Below are 18852 nucleotides of genomic sequence, written 5' to 3'. Positions count from 1 at the left end.
TCGGCCGTTCTGGCGGTTTAAGGTTAACGAGAGGTCAACTTCGCATCGGCGCGAGTAAGGCGCTAGGATTGCGTTGCCACCGCGAGATCCGCCGGGGGTTGGTCCGGCCCGGGACAGACGGGGCCGCTCCGCGGCACAGGAGGCAGGATGAACGGATACGACGTCACGTTTCGGGACAACCGGGACTGGGTGGAGTTCGGCGCCAGCTACGTTCACTCGGATGCATTCAAGGCCCTGTTCCGCGACGGCATGGCCCTCGTGGAGGAAACGGCGGGCTACCTCGACGGTGACGGGCGCGACGAGTCTCGCCTCGTCTCGCGAGACGCGACCCTGAGCTACGCGGCCGAGAGCATGCGCCTCACCACGCTGCTCATGCAGATCGCCTCGTGGCTTCTGGTGCAGCGCGCCGTGGCCGAGGGCGAGATGACGCCCGCCCAGGCGACCGAGGAGAAGCATCGGGTGAAGCTCGGCGCCACCGAGCCGCCGAAGGCGGAAGCCTTCGCGCTTCTGCCGCTGCGGCTTCAGGAACTGATCATGCGCACCCGCCGCTTGCACTCTCGCATCCTGCACTTAGACGGGCTGATCACTGAAGACCGGCCGACGCCCCGCCCGGTGGAGAGCCCGGTCGCGGCCCAGCAGGGCCTGCTTCATGCGGTGTTCGGGCGGCGCGAGGGCTGAGGGACGAGAGCGCCTCGGCCCTAAGTCGAGTCGCTATTCCATCCCCTCGATGGCGACATGCAGATGCTTCGGCCCGCGCAGGGCCGCACCCGGCCGGTAGGGCGGCGGGTCCTCGACGAGGCGGGGGCTCTTCAGGCGACGCGTCAGGGCGGTGAGAGCCGATTCGGCCTCGAACCGGGCGAGTGGTGCGCCGACGCAGTAATGCAGCGATCCGCCGAAGCCGAGATGGCGGATGCCGACCCGATCCGGATTGAACCGATCGGGCTCGGGGAAGACGGAGGCGTCCCGATTGCCGGCAGCAAGCAGCAGCACGAGGTCCGCGCCTTCCGGGATCGTCACGCCGGCGATGTCGATCGGGCTCAGTGTCGTGCGGGTCCGGAATTGGACAGGCGGCTCGTAACGCAACAATTCCTCGACCACCTTCGGCGCGCGGGCGGGATCGGCCCGTAGCTTTTCGAGCTCGTCCGGGTGGCGCAGCAGGGTCAGGAGGCCGTTGGTGATGAGATTCACCGTGGTCTCGTGGCCTGCGACGAGCATCAGCACCGATGTGGCGATCAGGTCGTAGTCGCCCATTTTCACGCCCGAGGGCGTCGCCTCGTTGGCGAGGCCCGAGAGCATGTCGTCCTTGGGATGGCGCCGCTTATCCTTGATCAGACCCGCCATGTAATCGGCGATGGCATCGAAGGTCCGGCTGTTTTCCGCGCGGGTCTCGTCATCCGTGAGGCTGTCGGGTTCGAGCGCTGTGGCGAGCTGCGTCGCCCAAGAATGGAATTGCGGCTCGTCCTCGCGGGGCACACCGAACAATTCGCAGATGACGGTCACCGGCAAGGGATAGGCAAGGTCGTCCACGGCGTCGAAGCGATGGGCGTCGCGCTTTGCATCGAGCAGTTCCGCCACGAGCCGATCGGATCGCTCCCGCATCCCCTGCACGCGCTCCCGCGTGAATTGGTGCATCACCGCCGCGCGCAACGTGTCATGGTCGGGCGGATCGCGAAAGATGAAGGGACGGTGCTGATCGGTGATCCGGTCCTTGATCGGCTTGATCAGGTAATCCTTCAACGGATTGCCAGTCTTCGGCCTGTCGGCGGGCGGCAGCGTTTCCGAACTCACCCGCGGGTCACCGAGCAGACTTGCGACCGCGCCATGGCTCGCGGCCACCCACGTGCCCTCCGGCGTGCCGTCCTCCTGATGAGAGACCGGGTTCTGGCGCAGTCGCGCATAGAGCGGGTAGGGATTCGCGCGGTTCGCGGGGTCCTTCACCTGCGACAGGAGGGTGGCGTCGGCCATCTTTTTTTGACTCCTAGCCGTTTGGTCAGGCGAAGCCCGGATCTTGGATCTCGGGCTCACGCAGGGGGCGGTCGGTGGTGGCCTCGACCGGAGGGAACGGCGCGGCGGTCGCGACCTTCTCGGCATAGGCGGGAAGCCAGCGGGCGCTGTCGACGGACAGGGCCGCGATACAGCGCCCGGCTCGTCCGTAGACGGCGAGGAAGCGGCGCTCGGCCGGGTCGCCCTGCACGATGGCGACGGCATCCGCCCCATCCGTGAGGCCCACCGACTTCACGACCATATCGCCCTGCGTCGACCAGAAGTTCGGTACCGCCGCGTAGGGCGCGACGGGATCGGCGCCCGCGAGCAGCCGCCCCGCATACTCCGCCTGCGCAACCGCATGGCCCCAATGCTCCAGCGCGACCCGGCGCCCGCCATAAAGCGGGTGCGGGAAGCGGGCGACATCCCCCGCCGCCGCAAGGGCGTGATCCGGGTTTCCCTGCTCATCGAGAACGAAGCCGTGCTCGTCGCAATCGACCCCGCCCTCATCCGCCGAGAGGCCAGCCCCGGCGAGCCATTCGACGTTGCGCACGGCGCCAAGGGCGACGACGACGACATCCCCGGAAAGCCGCTCGCCATCCGCGAAGATGGCGCCCGTCACACGTCCATCCCGATGGTCGAGATGCGACACCTCAGTGCCGAAGCGCATTTCGACGCCCCGGCTTTCATGGATCTCACCGATCAGCTTTCCGACCGTCGCGCCGAGCACGCGCGTGAGCGGCGCAGGCGATGGGTCGACGAGCGCCACGGGAAGGTCGAGTTCGCGGCAGACCGAGGCGACCTCGCACCCGATGAAGCCCGCGCCGATCACGAGCACTCGCCGGGGCCTCTTCGCCAGTGCAAGCTGCAGCAAGGCGGCGTCGTCGCGGGTGCGGATGGTGAAGACGTTGTCGAGCCGCGCCTCGTCGTCATGGATCCAGGGCCGCGCCCGCGTTCCGCTCGCGACGAGGAGCCGATCGTAATCGAGACTCTGACCGTCCGCGAGATGCAGCCGCCGGGCCGCCCGGTCGAGGGATCGTGCTCCGACACCGAGGCGCCACGTCACGGCATCATCGAGTTCGCTCGGGAGTCGGCTCGCCTCCGCAGGGACCAAGCCCAGCAGCACATGCTTCGAGAGGGGCGGCCGGTCATAGGGCCGGTGCGGCTCGTCCCCGACGATGGTGAGTGTGCCCTCGAATCCGGCGGCACGGATCGCCTCGGCTCCGCGCAGGCCCGCAAGCCCTGCCCCGACGATGACGATCCGCTCCGGAGGTGGTTCGGACGCCCGGTCAGGCATTGGGATCCTCGACGCGGATCGCCTGGACCGGACAGGCCAGCCTGGCACGCTCGATATCGAGGCGGTCGGTGGCCGAGGGTGCAGGATCGTAGAAGAGCGCCTCGCGTCCCTCGATGCGGAAATGACGCGGCGCCGCGTAGCAGCACTGCGCATACGCTTGGCAGAGATTGAGATCGACGCTGACCCTGAGGGGGGTGGCGTCCGGTGAAGTGTCCGTTGGCATCGGCCTGCAAACCACGCGCAGCCATCGCGGTTCCGTGCCAGATCTTCGCATCGCACCAAAAGGGGAATCGTTCGCACCGAAACGGGCGAAATGCGACGAGAGAGATCAATCCTTCCGCGATGACAGGATTAACTTAATCGCCGGATCGACTGACAATCCATCTATAAAAGATTGTCGCTCATTGCGGCGCGCCATATCTCGAATCACGCAATTGCTGTATACAGTTTGGCAATCTTGCGCCGCTCGTGCGGCAGCACCTTTTCGGGAGGTCTTCATGCCGTTCGGCGTGCGCTCCAGCCTCGTCATTGCCTTTCTTTGCAGCACGGTCGCGGTGCATGCGGCGGATGGCTCCACATGGACCGATCCGCCCCCACGGCCGCCGGAAACCGCCAAGGCCGCCCCTGCGGCTCCGGCGCCTCAGGCTGCCGCACCCGACACTCCGGCCGCCCTCTCGGAGTCGGCGCGGACATCGCCGAGGGTCCAGCGCAGGAAGGTGGCCGCCCAGAAGCGGCTTGCTGCTCAGCCACGGCGCGTGGTCGTGGCCCACACGATCCGCCGACCTGCCCGGATCGTCACATTGCAGGCGATGCGACCCGCACCCCGGCGCTCCGCCTATCGGGTCTACAGCCAAGCGGGCGTTCCGGTAGATTATGACGATCCGCGGTTCGACCGGCTCGGGTCGGCGGTCGGCTCCGGCTACCTCGTGATGCACCGGCGCACGGTCGAATATCCGGACGGGCGCATGATCCGGTACTATCGGCCCGTGGAGTCCGACAGCGACGAGTGAGGCTCAGGCCTCACTGAGCCCGGCGTAACGGGGCCGAACCCGGAGCCGTGAAGCGGTCGCCGGCAAGTGCGCCTTCCGGCACGTCCCGCGCGAAGCGGGTTGTCACGCCCGATGTCGCGGCAACGGGCACGTCGGGCGCCGCCGCACGCGGTTTGGTGGTCGCCACCCGCACCGGCACGTCGCGCCCGGCCGGCTTGGCGACGGATCCCATCGAGACGGCCTCGAACAGCGAGCGTAGCTGTGCCTTGGCGTCGGCATCCGGCCCGACGAGCTTCGCATGCGGAGCCGACGCGGCTTGCGGAGCGGGAGCGGCAGCCGTCGACGACCGGAGCGGCAGGGCCATGCCGCCATCCAGGGCAGCCAACTGAACCGGGCGCGGCGGCGGCAGCGGCATGGTGAGCGCGGCGGCCGCGACGATGGCGGTCTCGCTCGGACGACGCGGCGGCAGCGGCGCGACAACCGAAGGCAGCGCGTATTCGGTCGGCGCGACGTCACGCTCGGCGGTCAGCATCGACCTGACATCGGCCGACGCGGGGGGCGGCGCAACGGCAACCGGCGCCGCATAGGCCAAGGCGGCCTTGGCGGCGGAGGTATCCTCGGCATCGGCGCTGGCCACGGCGACGATCGGGGCGCGTCCGCCCTTGCGCGAGGCCACGACAGGCGGCGGAGCGACCGGCTCCGACTTCGAGCCACCGAACAGCCCAGCCAGGAAACTCATCAGGCCGGGGCCATCCTCCTCCTCGCCAGCGGCGAGCTGAGTGGTGATCCCGGCGACTGTGCCGCCCCGCGCCAGAATCTCGGCCTTCGCCTCCTCGTAGCGAGGCATCGGCCGTCCCTCGGCGGGCAGGTGCACGGTCTTCCCGTCTGGGAAGAGCCGGGCCAATTGGTCATGCGTCATGCGCGGCCACGAGCGCACCGAGCCGACATCGAGATGAATGAAGGGGTTGTGAGCGCGCGGATACCAACCGACGCCGCCGCGCGACATCAGGAAGCCGACCTCGCGGATCCGGTCGATCGAAACATCGGGAAGGTAGAAGTCCATCGCCTTGCCAAGCATGTGCTGGCTGTACTCGGCGACCATCCGCGAGCGCCGCCGCAGCATGGCGTTGGTGCCGGGGGAGCGATAGGCGGAGACGATGTTGATCGGTTGGCCGGAGCCGACCTGCCGGTAGGCTTCCCACACCGTATCGAACAGGCGCGGGTCCATCTTGGTCGGCTCGTTGATCCGCCAGTCACGCAGCAGCCAGTTCAACTGGTCGAGGGCGGCCCGGTCGTAGCGCCCGTCCCGCTTGAACGTGATGGTGGCGCTTTCCTGCGTATGGGTGTGGTAGATGGAGAGGGTGCGCGTATCGCCGTTGGCGACGGCGTTCTCGGTCTCGGCCGTACCCGCAATGATCGCCACGAGGACGGCCGACGCGGCCGCGAGCCATCGGCGGGCGAAGCGGGCGGACACGCGACTGGTCGGCACGGCACATCCTCCCGGAGCCCGCCCGATGCGGGGTGATCCGTGGCTGCACCCTGTCCGGCCCGGCCACCGAGGGGACCGGACCGCCGCGCGGCCATCTGCCTGAAACGGCTAAGCATGGACCGTGGCGAAATCGTGCCCTGTCGTGCGAACCCGCACGCTTCGGCGTGGAAGCGTGGCCGCCGCTACCAGAAAGAGCGGCTGACGGGCGCGGGCGCCGGGGTCCACAGGCCGGGTTCGCCGTATTCCGGCCGCCCGCCGCGGGAGGCACGGGGGGAATCGAAGGCGTCCATCTCGGGCTGCGCATAGGTGCGGGCGTGGGCACGCACCGGAGCCGCCTGGCGCGACGGCCCATGATTGTGCGGAGCGGTTGATCCGGTCTCTTCGGCAACCTTGCGCGCGGGCTCCTTCGGCAGTTTGGCGATGGCCGGACCACCACCGCCGGGCAGACCGAGGGCGGCCCGCATCGGCGCATCGTAGCCGTAGAGGTCGGGCACTCGGCGCAAGGAACCGAGATCATCCACGTAAGTGGTGAAGTAGGCGATGTGGACCGGCAACTTCTGCGGCAGACGGATGGTCCGCTCGCCCTTGCCGATGAGCTTCTTCAGGCGCTCCTCGGTCCAGTCCGGCAGCACCGTGTCGGCGAAGCGGAATGGGTCGTCGACACGCACGCAACCATGGCTGAACGCCCGGGTCGACGCCGAGAACAGCGAGCGGTTCGGCGTGTCGTGCAGGTACACGGCATGCTGGTTGGGGAACATGAACTTGACGAAGCCGAGAGCATTCTTCTCACCCGGCGGCTGGCGGAGGGAGATGTGACCGCCGCGGCGTACGATCTCGTACCCGCCCCAGGTCTTACCACCGTAGCTCGCGAGCTTCGGCGCCATGGTCTTCAGGATGGAGGGCGGCACGTACCAAGACGGGTTGACGACGGCATATTCCATCATCCCCGAGAAGATCGGCGTGGGCGATTCCGTCTTGCCGACGATCACGCGGGTTTCGTCCCGCATCTTGCCGTCGCGGAAGACGCGCAGGCGGAATTCCGGTACGTTGACCAGCACGTAATCCGGCCCGAGCTCGTGCGGCAGCCAGCGCCAGCGTTCCATGTTCACGAGCAATTCCGGCTCATCGGAGGACTTGGCCCCGCGGCCCGTTTCCGCGAGCGCCAGGACCGTACGCTTGTTGAGCACCCCGTTGCCCGGCAGGCCCCGCAGGCGCTGAAACTTCGTCACCGCATCGGCCACGCCGGAATCGTAGAGCGTCGGCTCGGCCGAGTTGGCATCGAGCCCGAAATACGCCCGCAAAGCGGGTACGCGAGGGTCACGCATGCCGACCTTGAGGGTCGCACCCGGCGGCAGGGTCAGGGGCTTGGCCTCCTGCACCTTGGGCCCGCGAAGACGCGCGAGTTGCGCCTTCAGCGCACGATAGCCCTCGGAGGCGGGGTTATAAGCCGCGAGCACATCGCCCGCCTGCTGGCCCGCCTCGGACAGTTTGCTCAACACCGCATCGCCCGTGGGCAGGTCGAGCGTGGGCGTGATCAGACGGGAGATCGAGGACGGGTTGGTGCGCCCTCCCCTCGCGTCCCGCGCGTAAAGCACGGCCGCAGCGGAGAGGCGCAGTTCGGCCTCGGCCACGGCTTTGTCCTCAGGCTTCTCCGAAAGCGACGGGACCGGATAGGCGCGGGGATCGAGACCATCCTCGTCGGCCGCGGCGAGGCGAGTTGCGATGGACTTGGCCGCCACCGTCCAGTCACCCTCCGCAATCCAGACCGGCTTGTCGCCGCGCGCCTCGTAGAAGGCCTTGATCGCCGCCCGCTCCTTGGTGCCGAGGCGGGTCAGAAGGGGGGCGGACTCGGCAAGCCGCGCGAAGATCGCTGCCGGGATCGGCTCAACCGGGCTCGTCGGAGCGGAGGCCGTCGGCGCCGGGGTCGGCGCGCTGTCGGGGGCGGGCTCCGGCGGCTTGTAATCGGTCACGGGGTTGGCAGGCGTCGCCGCCGCGTCGTCGCTGACCACGCCCGTCGCGTTGGAACCGGTGATGGAAGCCGGATTCGGCGTCGGCACCACGGACGGCGTCGACGGGACATCGACGGAGGCCTGGGTCGGTTCGGGAGAGGCGGCACGGCCCGGTCCGCCGGCCATGAGCCCGGCAAGGAGGGCAGCCAGCGCGACCTGGTTGGAGCGCGGGATGCGCATCGGATCCTCCCACCGGCGGCCGAACTGCCGCCACCCAACGGGTAGCTGTATCCCCTTAAGCCAAGCTTTAAGCAACGGCGTTGGACGGCAACGCGCCCGGAGGTTGTGTCTCCGGGCGCGTTGCCGCTTCGTTTCCAAGTCGCTTGTCCTGCCGGAATGCAGCGAAGTTCAGGGCCGTTGACGTACGAACAGGGGCGAAACCTCAACATCCGGCGCGGATACTGGCACAGCGGCGGCGTGCGGTGGCGCACGCCGTCCTGCTGTCGCTCAAACGGGTTGGGGCAGCCCCGCGTCCTTCAACGCCTTGGCTTGACGCTTTGCGAGCGCCTCGGTCGAAAAATGCTCGATCTCGGCCTCGAACAGGCGGTGGTAATTCAGCTCCGAGCGCAGGTGCAGGAAGACTGCACCGAGACCCACCGCCGCGCGATCCATGAAGACGAATTCCTGCGGCACGGTCACCGGCCCGCGCTCCTTGAGCGCCTGGTGCACCTGGAACGCCTGACGCCGCCCGTATTCGCCGGGCTTCACCCCATCGGCCACGGTGCGCACACGGTCCTCGAGGAGCGGTCCGTAGATGAAGCGTGCCCAGATGTTCAGGATCTCGATCTTCTCCCGGTCGAGATCCCGGAAGCCCCATACCTCGTAGGCATGGACGATGCGCGCCTCGTCGTTCTCCAGGAGTCCCCGATAAAGATCGACCACGCCGCCGACGAAGCGCGGGTGGAAGATGCGCACGCAGCCGTAATCGAGCAGGTTGATGCCCGCCGGCTCATCGCCATCGCGGAAGATCGTGTAATTGCCGAGATGCGGGTCGCCGTGGATCACCGCCGCGCGGCTGAACGGGTGCCACCATGCCTTGAACATCGCCTGGGCGATGCGATTACGCATCTCGACTGACCCTTCCGTGAAGCCGAGGATCTTCTCGCCATCGAGCCAGCCGAGGCTGAGAAGCCGTCCGGTCGACAGGTCGGGAAACACCTCCGGCACGCGCACGGCGTCGATGTCCTTCAGCACCGCACCGTACAGGCGTGCGTGCTTGGCCTCGCGCTCGTAATCGAGTTCCTCGCGCACCCGCGCGCCGATCTCCTTGGCGATCTCGCGGGTATCGAGCCACGAATTCATCCGCCGGTGCAGGGCGAAGGCGAGTTCGAGCTGCTTCAGGTCGGCCTCGACGGCCGATTGCATGTCCGGATACTGGAGCTTGCAGGCGAGGTTCCGGCCGTCCTTCGTCGTGGCCCGGTGAACCTGCCCCAACGACGCGGCGGCGGCGGGCTTCAGATCGAAGCTTCCGAAGCGGCTCGACCAATCGGCTCCGAGCTCGGCCTGCATGCGGCGCTTCACGAAGGCCGCACCCATGGGCGGCGCATCGGCCTGGAGCTTCTGCAACTCGGCCGCATATTCCGGCGGAAGCAGGTCCGGCACGGTGGCCAGAAGCTGCGCCACCTTCATGATCGGCCCCTTCAGCCCGCCCAGAGCCTCGGCGAGGGCCGCGGCGTTGGTCGTGCCTTCCTTCCCGAACAGGCGTGACATGGCCATGCGCGCGGCGACACCGCCCACATTGGCGCCCACGCTGGCATAGCGCCCGGCGCGGGCGGTGAAGCGATTGGCTTCGCGGTCTCTCTCGGCCCTGGACATCGTCTCTGGCATCTCGACTGTGATTGAAGACGAGATATGGCTCGACCCCGCCCGCAGAAAGGCACCGGGACGCCGGGACGCGGGGCAAACTCAGGCCGTGGGCCAGTTGTCCCGGATCCACCGGGTGAGACCCGCCTCGTCGATCTCGCCTGAGGCAAGGCGGATGATCGCCGTCGTTGCCTGCGCGGGGTCGGGCGCGAAACGCACGCCGTTCAAACGGAGGAACACCATCATCGACACGAATGCGATGCGCTTGTTACCGTCCAAAAAGGCATGGTTTCGGGCCAAGCCGAACGCGTAAGAGGCAGCAAGCGTCGCGAGATCGGCCTGCTCGTATCGCCAGCGGTTGATAGGTCGCGCCAAGGCCGAGGCGAGCGCGTTTTCGTCCCGAATCCCCCCAGGACCACCGAACCGGACGAGTTGCTTCTCCTAAGCGGCGATAACCTCTTCCAAGCTCAACCACCTGGGCTCGATCACTTGGCGAGCACTTTCAGGGTATCCCGATACTCGTCCATGACTTCATCGACGAGCGCCATCGCCGCAGCGAAATCGGGGTCATAGGGCGTCAAGCGAAAGCCGCCTTCGGGCATTTCCTGCACATGAAGCCACTGCCCCTGTTCGAGATTGAGGCGAGAGACCAACTCCTTCGGCAGGATGAGCCCCGTCGAATTGCCGATCTTCTTCACTTCGAGCTTCACGACAGCCTCCGCGAACCACGTTCAACCAACGTATAACGCCCAATGCGAAAGCCTGTCGCCAACGAAAACGGGCGGCCCCGAAGGACCGCCCGCTCGAACATCCACTGCAAATTTCGGGGGTCGCTTAGCGACGGCCGCCGAGGTTGCCGAAGCGCGAAGTGAAGCGCGAGACGCGGCCGCCGCGATCGAGCATCTTCTGCTCGCCGCCGGTCCAGGCCGGATGGGTCAACGGGTCGATGTCGAGGTTCAGCGTGTCGCCCTCGGCGCCGTAGGTCGAACGAGTGCGGTACTCAGTGCCGTCCGTCATCACCACCTTGATGAAGTGGTAATCGGGGTGCTCGGTCTTCACGCCCTTGGCCTTCGCCGGGGCCTTGGCCGGGACGGCCGCTACGTTCGCCGGTGCCTTTGCCGGTGCCTTCGCCATGACTCGTGATCCCTATTGTTCTCGCACTCGGCGGGAGGCACGAAGGGCGCCGCCCGACCCGGTTGCCACTTTAAAACGGGTCTACGCGGTTGCATCGAACGGGGAGTTCATGGCAACCGCGCGTCGGAAGCCGAGCGGGTGGCGGCCCGCGGCCATTGAACACACGCAATCGGATAAGGGGCGGCGTATACCCCAGCCGTCCCGCCGGAACAAGCGTCGGGGAGTGAATGATGAGGCGTGATGGCCCGCAAAGGTAGAGCCGCCGACGGTGCCGCCGGTCCGGCACGGCCGAAGGCGCCGATCAAGGCGCTGCGCCCCCTCATCCCCTTCGCCCTGCGCTACCGGGTCCGCATTGCGGCGGGCCTCGTGGCGCTCGCCTGTGCCTCGGCCTCGACCCTTGTGGTGCCCATCGCCATGCGGCGTGTGATCGACCACGGTTTCTCCGAGGATGGCAGCGGGGTCATCGACGCCTATTTCGTCGCCCTGCTCGGGGTGGTCCTGTGCTTCGCCCTGTCGAGCGCGGCGCGGGTCTACACGGTCGTCACCCTCGGCGAGCGCGTAGTCGCCGACCTCCGCTCCGCCGTGTTCGCGCGGCTGACGGTTCTCGACCCCGCCTTTTTCGATAGAGCGCAATCGGGAGAGATCGTCTCGCGCCTCACGGCCGATGCGACGCAGATCAAATCCGCTTTCGGTGTGTCGATCTCGATCTTGCTGCGGAACCTGTTCCTGTTCATCGGCGCCATCGCGATGATGGTGATCACCAGTCCCAGCCTCTCCGTGCTGGTGCTGGCGGCGATTCCCGTGATCGTCTTTCCTCTGATCTTCTCCGGACGCGGGGTCCGCCGCCGCTCGCGGGCGGCGCAGGACCGGCTCGCCGAGGCGTCGGCCTACGCGGCGGAAGCAGTCGGCGCCGTGCGGACGATGCAGGCCTTCGGGCGCTCGGCCGACGCTGCATCCCGTTTCCGGGCAGCCTCCGAGGAAGCCTACGGCGCGGCGCGGGCCTCGATCCAGGCGCGCGCCATCCTCACGGGCGTGGCGATCTTCCTGATCTCGGCCTCGGTGGTCGGCGTCATGTGGTACGGCGCGCAGGGCGTGCTCAGCCACACCATGACCGGCGGGCAGCTCTCGCAATTCGTCCTCTACGCGGTGTTCGGCGCCGGGGCGCTGGGCCAATTGTCGGAGGTCTACGGCGACCTCGCCATGTCGGCGGGCGCGGCCGAGCGGCTGACGGAAATCCTCAGCGCGGAACCGGCGGTGAAGACCCCCGTGCCCGCCCTGCCGCTGCCGGAGCCCGCACGCGGCTCCGTCGAGTTCGATGCGGTGCGCTTCTCGTATCCGACGCGGCCCGGCCATCTGGCACTCGACGGCTTGAGCTTCACGGCCGCGCCGGGCGAGCGCATCGCCCTCGTCGGCCCCTCCGGCGCGGGCAAATCGACGGTGCTCCAGCTTCTGCTGCGCTTCTACGATCCGCAGGGCGGGCAGGTGCGGATCGACGGTGTGGACGTGACGCGCGTCGATCCTGAGGCGCTGCGCGCCCGGACCGCCCTGGTACCGCAAGACCCGGTGGTGTTCTCAGGCACCGTGTCGGAGAACATCCGCTACGGCCGGACGAACGCCTCGGACGCGGAGGTGCGCCACGCGGCGGAACTCGCCAACGCGCACGCCTTCATCGAAGCTCTGCCCCAGGGCTACCAGACCCAGGTGGGAGAACGAGGCGTGACGCTCTCGGGTGGCCAGCGGCAGCGTATCGCCATCGCTCGCGCGATCCTCAAGGACGCGCCGATCCTGCTCCTCGACGAGGCGACGTCGGCCCTCGACGCGGAATCGGAGCGCGCGGTGCAGGCGGCCCTCGGCACATTGATGCGGGGGCGCACGACCATCGTGATCGCCCACCGCCTCGCAACGATCCGCGCCGCCGACCGCATCCTCGTCATCGATGATGGGCGCATCGTGGAGTCGGGCACGCACGAGAGCCTGCTCGCCTACGGTGCCCTCTATGCGCAGTTGGCCAGCCTGCAATTCACCGACGCCCTGGACGAGACGGCGCGTGGGCTGGACACGGGCCGGAGCCGGACGGTGCCGAGCGAGGCGGCGCAGTAGGCGACGCGTTACCGCTCGGTGAGCTTCAACTCGATCCGGCGGTTGCGGGCATAGGCGTCGTCCGTCGTGCCCTGGTCGATCGGTTGGAATTCACCGAAGGCGCCTGCCAGCAGGTTCTGCGGCGGGATTCCCTTGCTCGCAAGGTACTGCACCACCGCGATGGCGCGGGCGGCCGAGAGAGCCCAGTTCGACGGGAATTGCGTCGTCGCGATGGGGCGGGCATCGGTATGCCCGTCGACCCGAAGCACCCAGGACAAATCCGCCGGGATCTGCTTGGCGAGGTCGGACACGGCACTCGCGATCCGGTCGAGCTCCGGCGCGGCCTCCGGCTTGAGGGTGGCCGACCCGCCGGGAAACAGAACCTCCGATTGCAGAACGAAACGGTCGCCGACGACACGGATGTCGGAGCGGCTGCCGAGGATCTGACGCAGGCGGCCGAAGAAGTCGGACCGGTAGCGGGCGAGTTCCTGGACCTTCTGAGCCAGCGCCACATTGAGGCGGCTGCCGAGTTCGGCGATTCGTGCCTGACTTTCCCGGTCGCGGGTCTCGGAGGCGGCCAGCGCATCCTCCAGCGCGGCGAGTTGACGGCGCATGGCGGCGATCTGCTCGTTGAGCAGATCCACCTGCGTCAGGGCCCGCTTGGTGGCGCCGCGCTCGGCCTCCAACTGCTTGTCCAACACGCCAGTGGCGCCCTGGCTCACCGTCGCGGCCTCGGCCTGGGTCTTGGCCTGATCCCGCTCGGCCTGAACGGCGGCGAGCGTCGAGCGCAGGCTCTGTAGCTCGCTCTCGGTGCCCTGCTTCTTCGAGCGTTCGAGGGCGAGGAGATCCGTGAGGTCGGCCAGTTGGCGGTTGAGGCGTGCGAGCGTCGCATCGCGCCCGGTGAGTTCCTGCGAAACGAAGAACTGCCCCACGACGAAGACGGTCAACAGGAAGACGACCGACAGCAGCAGCGTCGCCAGCGCATCGACATAGCCCGGCCAGACATTGATGCCGCGTCGGCTGCGGGCGACGGTGGAGGCCATCAGACCCGCTCCCGGCCGAGCCGGTCGAGCACCTGCTTCAATTCACGCTCGCGGCTCGCCTGCGCTTCCACCCAATCGCGGATCATCTGCTGCTCGGCCCGCATGTGCTGGACAAGCCCCTGAATACCTTCCGCGAGATTGGTCATGGCGAGCGTGGTGGCGCGGTTGCTGCCGTTCTCGGCGATGACGGCGGAGAGGTGATCCACCGCCTCCTTGAGTTCCTGCGAACTCGGCCCGGCGCGAACGGGCATGGGCGCGGCGATGGCCACGCTGGGCTCGGACGCCACGCCCACGGCCATCAGCCAATCCTGCAATTCGTTGTGGAAACGGGCATGGGCCTGCCCCGCCTGCAACTCCAGGAAACCGGTGATCAACGATGAGGCGAGGCCGAACAGCGAGGCCGAGAAGGCGAGGCCAATGCCCGAGAGCGGCACGGCGAGGCCCGATTTCAATTCATCGAACATCACGGCGGCGTCGCCCCCGCCGCGCATGCCCTTGATAACGCCACCCACCGCCGACAGCGTGTCGATGAGGCCCCAGAAGGTGCCGAGCAGGCCGAGCAGGATGAGGATGCCCGCGATGTAGCGCAGCATCTCCCGCCCCTCGTCGAGCCGCGCGGCGATGGTGTCGAGCAACGTCACCGTGCCGGGGACGGCATTGCCGCCGGTGCGGGCGGCGATGGCCCGTGACAGAGGCTTGAGGAGGTGCGCGGGTCGCCGCGCGACTTCGCCCGCCGCCGCCGCGTTGACGAAGGCGACCTCCCGCGACAGCCGGAAGACCTGACCGAAGGCGATGATGATCGCGATGAGCAGGACGCCCAGGATCAGGCCGTTGAGACCCGGATTGGCCAGGAAGGCGGGCGTGACCTGCTTGAAGAGGATGAACGCGAGAAACCCGACAAGGGCGAGGAAGATGACCATCCGCGCCAGGTAAATACCGGGCTTCGAGAGCGGCCTGTACTGGGTTTCGCGGGTATCGCGCGCGGCCATCGATCGGTCTTGCCTACGGAGACGGGATGCCGGACTTCGCGGAGCCGGTGCGCGCGCACTCTGGCGGCATGACCCTGCCCAATCAAGTCGCGCTCTTTGCCGGGTTGGCGGCATTGAGCCCGTATCCACGGAAGCGCTCGACTGTGTCGGCGATCTCAGCATCCGAGAGTATTTGCGGCGTTCCGACTTGCAACGCGACCGCGTATTGCTGGCACAGGGTCTCCAATTCCTGCGCGAGCCAGAGCGCCCGCCGGAGGTCGGACCCTGCGGCAATCATGCCGTGGTTCGCCAGAAGGCAGCAGGACCGGTTCTCCAGGGCCTCCAGCGCCAAGCGGGACAGCGCCTCGGTGCCGTAGGGCGCGTAGGGCGCGCAGCGTACGTCGGGGCCGCCGAAGGCCGCGATCATGTAGTGAACAGCCGGGATCGGCCGCCCGCAGATCGCGAAGGCGGTGCAATGGACCGGGTGCGCGTGCACCACGGCGCCGACTTCCGGCCGCGCGGCGAGGATATCGCGGTGGAAGCGCCATTCCGAGGAAGGCTTGGTGCCCTTCGGATAGGAGCCATCGAGCCCCATCGGGACGATGCCTTCCGGCGTGAGTTCCGCCGTTGGCACGCCGGAGGGCGTGATCAGCAGCCCCTCGGCGTAGCGGCAGGAAACGTTGCCTGAGGTGCCGCGGTTCAGACCCAGCGCGTCGAGTTCGCGCGCCGCCGAGACCACGCCCTCCCGTAATTGCCATTCCTGCTGATCCATGGCGAGTCTCGTCCCGTCGTTCCGAAGGCGTGGCGGCGTCCCGTGGAGGCCGCCACGCCTGTACACCGTGACTGTCTCGCCTATTCCCGCGCCCGGCTTCGGTCCAGGCCTAGCGAGAGCGCGGCCGCGGCCTCGCTCCGCCTGGCTTGCGGTTCGGCAACTATCCGCGCCGGACGACTAAACATTGCCCTCCTAAGCTGAGGCATGAACCAGAGAGAATTTCTGTCATCGCGCCACGAAGTCTCTGTTCAGGTCCTCAATGACGAACTACTGTCTCATCAATTCAAACTGCGACCGCATCACGAAAAGGTGTCTGGCGGCTGCCTTGAAATTGGCCTGCGCGCGGAGCGCGACTGCGACATAGTTAAGCTTTCCATAGGAAGACACTGATAGTCTTATTCAATCAGCGGCCTTCTTCCATACCCACGAGGTTCGCGTGTCGTCGTCTACGGACAGGACGCTTCCTCCGGTGAGAGAAGCGTTCGTCCAACTGGTCTCTGACCGGCCATCGGAACGCGCCGCTCTCGCGCGAGCGATCGGCTTCGTCACGACCTGCCGGCCCCACGCGCCGGGAGATACGCCTCACCCGGGAAGGCCGGTCTTTGCCCTTCTCGATCTTCCGCCGCCGGCGCTGGCGAACTGGACCCGCCGCCTGGACCGCTTCACCCCCGCCGTGCCCCGCATCGTCCTCGCCCGGGGCGAGGGCATCAAGCCGGATGCCAACACCCTCGTCCTTCCGGCCGGAGCCACGCGCGAATCCATCCTGAGCCGGGCCTTCGTTCTGATCGAGGCGGCCACACGGGCGGCCGAGGCTCTGGCTCGCCGCCTGAACGAGCGGGCCAAGGCCGCCAGAACCCTCGTGACCGACCTGTTCGACAGCGCGGCCATCGGCGGAGCACTTCCGCCGCAGGACATCGAGCGCGGCACGGAACTGGTGCTGGCCGCAGTCTCGGAAGCCGGCATCTCGGCCTGGCTCGCGGAACTCTGGCAGCACGATGCCGGCCTCTACGAGCACACGCTGAGCGTGGCGGGCCTCTGCGCGTCCTTCGGCGCGCGGATCGGCCTGTCGCGGGCGGATCTCACACGGCTTGCCCGTGCGGGCTTGCTGCACGATCTCGGCAAGTCACGCATCCCGAAGGAGATCCTCGACAAGCCGGGCCGTCTCGATGCGAATGAGATGCGGCTGATGAAGCGCCATCCCGAGATCGGCGCCTCCCTCCTCATCGCGGAGGGCGGGTACGATGCCGAGGTGATCGACGTGGTGCGCCACCACCACGAAAGGCTGGACGGCACCGGCTATCCCGATGGGTTGAAGGGCTCCCAGATCGCCGACCTCGTGCGGATCGTCTCGATCTGTGACGTGTTTTGCGCGCTCACCGAACGCCGGGCCTACCGCCAGCCCGCCAAGCCCGCCGAGGCCCTGGCCATCATGGTCGAGACACGGGGTCACCTCGATCCCGTGCTGCTCAAGGCCTTCACCCCCTCGATGCTCGCCTGCGAGCCCTTCGCCTGACGAGCGTGGCCCCCGCGCAACGCAATTCCGCCGTACGACGCTTGAACCGTCTCCTGCCGCGCTTTCGCCGCATCGGCCCCGGAGGGACCCACGTCCCGTTCCGACAGCAGCCGATCCCGTGACGCCGATCCGCCTTCTCCCCTTCGCCCTCGTCCTGTTACCGCTGGCCAGCTGCGGAAGCCTACCCCTGTCCGAGGAACCTGCGGCCCGCTATTCGACCCGCACCACGGTGCTGGACGAGGTCGCCGCCGCCGCCGCGATCTCGGCCTACCGCGTCCAGCACGGCCTGAGCCCGGTCATCGTCGATCCGGGCCTCGTGAAGGCCGCCTCGTTCCAGGCGGGCAACAATGCGCGGCATGGGCAGCTCAGCCACGATGTCGGAGGGAGTTTCACCTCACGGATGAATGCGGCAGGCCTTGCCCGCTCCTACGCCGCCGAGAATCTCAGCGCGGGCGCGGAGACCTTCGATGAGGTCTTCGCCCGCTGGAAGCGCTCGTCCGAGCACAACAAGAACATGCTGATCCCGCAGATCCGCCGGATCGGCATCGCGCGGGTGGACGCGCCCGACACCCGCTACAAGAGGTTCTGGGCGCTGGTGATGGCGGGCGGCTAGAGCCGGAGCCGACCCAGTTAGCTTTTGGGCTTCCGTCATTGCGAGCGTAGCGAAGCAAACCAGGGAGTCGCATCGTTCGGAAGCGTCCTGCTGCCCTGGATCGCTTCGCTACGCTCGCAATGACGACGAAGATTTTGGACGACGAGGATTTCGGCGTTGGGGGTGGCTCAACTCGGGCGGCCCTGGCTCTAGCGCGTCACTCCGTCCGGTTGGGCTCCACCACGTTGCCCGTGCCGTTATCACGATTGTCGGCACTGCTGCCGAACGGATAGCCGGAATCGTCCCAGCAATGGATGTCCCAGCCGTTGCGGGAATTCACGACGATCGGCGCGGTGAAGGTGCCTGCGCCCCGGAAGCTGTTGCCGGTCACAACGTTGTCCGAGGGCGTCTGGTGGCGCACCGTGCCGCCTTCACCGCAATTCCGGTAGAGGCGCACCCCGCCCTCCCCGTGTAGGGCGAAGCGGTTGCCGGTGATCCGGTTGCGGGCCGAGCCATCGACCGCAATGATCTCTCGGCCTGTCCGGATCTCGAAATTGTTGTCCGCGATGACGTTGTCCGCACTCTCGGCATCGAGATAGACGGCGGTCGCGGATGAGGTGCCGCCGATCCGCGAGCCCTTCAGCGTGACGCTCGTCACCCCCGGCCCGAGATAGACCGGGATCCGGCCGAAGGCGGTCATCGCGGAATTGAGGATGCTCACGCGGGTCGGCGCGGCCGCTTGAGCACGCTCCGTATGGCCAAGGCTCCGAGACGAGTCCCGCACCATGGGACCCTGACCGTTCATGCCCATGCCCCAGATTCGGACATGCCCGAGGATGGTGCAGGCCCGGATCGTGATGTCCTCTGGCCGGTCCCAGTTCGGACGGTCCTGCGTAGGCGGGCGAGAGCGGATCTCGACCGCGAAATCGGTAAGGCCGGTGCCCGCCTCACCGGGGCCAATGGCGCCACCGTCGCAGGTCACCCGAACGCCCGAGGCCGCCGACCCTTCGAAGAGAAGGCGCTTCGTCACGCGCTCATTCGGTCCGAGATGCAGGCTGCAGGAGATCGCGACGACGTCGTCCCCCGGTCGCCGGGGGGCGAGGATGCGGGCGCGGGTCGCCGCGTCGCAATCCGGCGCCGGGCGCACGATCGCAGGAGGCGAGGAAGCGTCCATCGCCGGG

17 protein-coding genes and 1 pseudogene are annotated in these 18852 nt (G+C 67.8%); 5 read left to right on the top strand and 13 right to left on the bottom strand.

What is annotated here, in order from left to right:
- Positions 1 to 147: 147 nt before the first annotated feature.
- Positions 148 to 678 (top strand): DUF1465 family protein, encoded by a 531-nt coding sequence (locus J4O73_RS20280; protein ID WP_426220320.1) that lies wholly within the window; start codon positions 148 to 150, stop codon positions 676 to 678.
- Between the two features lie 33 nt (positions 679 to 711).
- On the opposite strand, the gene J4O73_RS20275 is transcribed toward J4O73_RS20280, so the two are convergent.
- The 3 genes from J4O73_RS20275 to J4O73_RS20265 are packed head-to-tail and all read right to left on the bottom strand — an operon-like array spanning position 712 to position 3503.
- Positions 712 to 1965: a cytochrome P450 gene (locus J4O73_RS20275; RefSeq protein ID WP_426220319.1), complete on the bottom strand. Its 1254-nt coding sequence runs from the start codon at positions 1963 to 1965 to the stop codon at positions 712 to 714.
- A gap of 25 nt (positions 1966 to 1990) precedes the next feature.
- Complete coding sequence (locus tag J4O73_RS20270) at positions 1991 to 3280, bottom strand: NAD(P)/FAD-dependent oxidoreductase (protein WP_426220317.1); 1290 nt, start codon at positions 3278 to 3280, stop codon at positions 1991 to 1993.
- A complete protein-coding gene (locus J4O73_RS20265) occupies positions 3273 to 3503 on the bottom strand; it encodes a ferredoxin (RefSeq protein ID WP_426220316.1) in 231 nt (76 codons plus the stop codon). Before J4O73_RS20265 ends, J4O73_RS20270 begins: the two co-directional genes overlap by 8 nt.
- A 274-nt stretch (positions 3504 to 3777) precedes the next feature.
- On the opposite strand from J4O73_RS20265, the gene J4O73_RS20260 reads away from it, so the two are divergent.
- The gene (locus J4O73_RS20260; protein WP_426220314.1) at positions 3778 to 4290 is read left to right on the top strand and encodes a hypothetical protein; all 513 of its coding nucleotides are present in this window, start codon (positions 3778 to 3780) and stop codon (positions 4288 to 4290) included.
- A gap of 10 nt (positions 4291 to 4300) precedes the next feature.
- Here the strand turns inward: J4O73_RS20260 and J4O73_RS20255 are convergent, their stop codons facing one another.
- The 6 genes and pseudogenes from J4O73_RS20255 to rpmE all read right to left on the bottom strand — a co-directional run bounded on the left by J4O73_RS20255 (position 4301) and on the right by rpmE (position 10704).
- Positions 4301 to 5758: a DUF882 domain-containing protein gene (locus tag J4O73_RS20255; protein ID WP_426220312.1), complete on the bottom strand. Its 1458-nt coding sequence runs from the start codon at positions 5756 to 5758 to the stop codon at positions 4301 to 4303.
- A gap of 182 nt (positions 5759 to 5940) precedes the next feature.
- Positions 5941 to 7947, bottom strand: a complete 2007-nt coding sequence (locus J4O73_RS20250; RefSeq protein WP_426220310.1) for a L,D-transpeptidase family protein — start codon at positions 7945 to 7947, stop codon at positions 5941 to 5943.
- Between the two features lie 267 nt (positions 7948 to 8214).
- Positions 8215 to 9582 (bottom strand): ABC1 kinase family protein, encoded by a 1368-nt coding sequence (locus J4O73_RS20245; protein WP_426220308.1) that lies wholly within the window; start codon positions 9580 to 9582, stop codon positions 8215 to 8217.
- Positions 9583 to 9672: 90 nt separating this feature from the next.
- Positions 9673 to 10059, bottom strand: a pseudogene (locus tag J4O73_RS20240) (type II toxin-antitoxin system death-on-curing family toxin).
- Entirely contained in the window at positions 10056 to 10280 is a 225-nt protein-coding gene (locus tag J4O73_RS20235; protein WP_426220306.1) for an AbrB/MazE/SpoVT family DNA-binding domain-containing protein, read from the bottom strand. The pseudogene J4O73_RS20240 and the gene J4O73_RS20235 overlap by 4 nt, the downstream one beginning before the upstream one ends.
- A 124-nt stretch (positions 10281 to 10404) precedes the next feature.
- Complete coding sequence (gene rpmE, locus J4O73_RS20230; RefSeq protein ID WP_426220304.1) at positions 10405 to 10704, bottom strand: 50S ribosomal protein L31; 300 nt, start codon at positions 10702 to 10704, stop codon at positions 10405 to 10407.
- A 240-nt stretch (positions 10705 to 10944) separates the two neighbouring features.
- Here rpmE and J4O73_RS20225 point away from each other — a divergent pair, with 240 nt between their 5' ends.
- Positions 10945 to 12804: an ABC transporter transmembrane domain-containing protein gene (locus J4O73_RS20225; RefSeq protein WP_426220302.1), complete on the top strand. Its 1860-nt coding sequence runs from the start codon at positions 10945 to 10947 to the stop codon at positions 12802 to 12804.
- 8 nt (positions 12805 to 12812) lie between these two features.
- Here J4O73_RS20225 and J4O73_RS20220 read toward each other — a convergent pair whose 3' ends face one another.
- The 3 genes from J4O73_RS20220 to J4O73_RS20210 all read right to left on the bottom strand — a co-directional run bounded on the left by J4O73_RS20220 (position 12813) and on the right by J4O73_RS20210 (position 15566).
- Positions 12813 to 13826, bottom strand: coding sequence for a peptidoglycan -binding protein (locus J4O73_RS20220; RefSeq protein WP_426220300.1), 1014 nt, complete (start codon positions 13824 to 13826; stop codon positions 12813 to 12815).
- A complete protein-coding gene (locus tag J4O73_RS20215) occupies positions 13826 to 14815 on the bottom strand; it encodes a flagellar motor protein MotA (RefSeq protein ID WP_426220298.1) in 990 nt (329 codons plus the stop codon). Before J4O73_RS20215 ends, J4O73_RS20220 begins: the two co-directional genes overlap by 1 nt.
- Before the next feature lie 82 nt (positions 14816 to 14897).
- Positions 14898 to 15566, bottom strand: coding sequence for a class II aldolase/adducin family protein (locus J4O73_RS20210; RefSeq protein WP_426220296.1), 669 nt, complete (start codon positions 15564 to 15566; stop codon positions 14898 to 14900).
- A 469-nt stretch (positions 15567 to 16035) separates the two neighbouring features.
- Between J4O73_RS20210 and J4O73_RS20205 the strand changes: the two genes are divergently transcribed.
- Entirely contained in the window at positions 16036 to 17079 is a 1044-nt protein-coding gene (locus tag J4O73_RS20205) for an HD-GYP domain-containing protein (protein ID WP_426220294.1), read from the top strand.
- Between the two features lie 118 nt (positions 17080 to 17197).
- On the top strand, positions 17198 to 17692 hold the full coding sequence (locus J4O73_RS20200; protein WP_426220292.1) for a CAP domain-containing protein: 495 nt from the start codon (positions 17198 to 17200) through the stop codon (positions 17690 to 17692).
- Positions 17693 to 17888: 196 nt separating this feature from the next.
- On the opposite strand, the gene J4O73_RS20195 is transcribed toward J4O73_RS20200, so the two are convergent.
- Positions 17889 to 18845, bottom strand: coding sequence for a right-handed parallel beta-helix repeat-containing protein (locus J4O73_RS20195; protein WP_426220290.1), 957 nt, complete (start codon positions 18843 to 18845; stop codon positions 17889 to 17891).
- Between the last annotated feature and the right edge of the window lie 7 nt (positions 18846 to 18852).

Source organism: Methylobacterium sp. NFXW15, assembly GCF_049887755.1.
Classification (GTDB): domain Bacteria; phylum Pseudomonadota; class Alphaproteobacteria; order Rhizobiales; family Beijerinckiaceae; genus Methylobacterium.
Note: the sequence above shows the minus strand (reverse complement) of the source record. Positions and strands in the feature narration are given on the sequence as shown.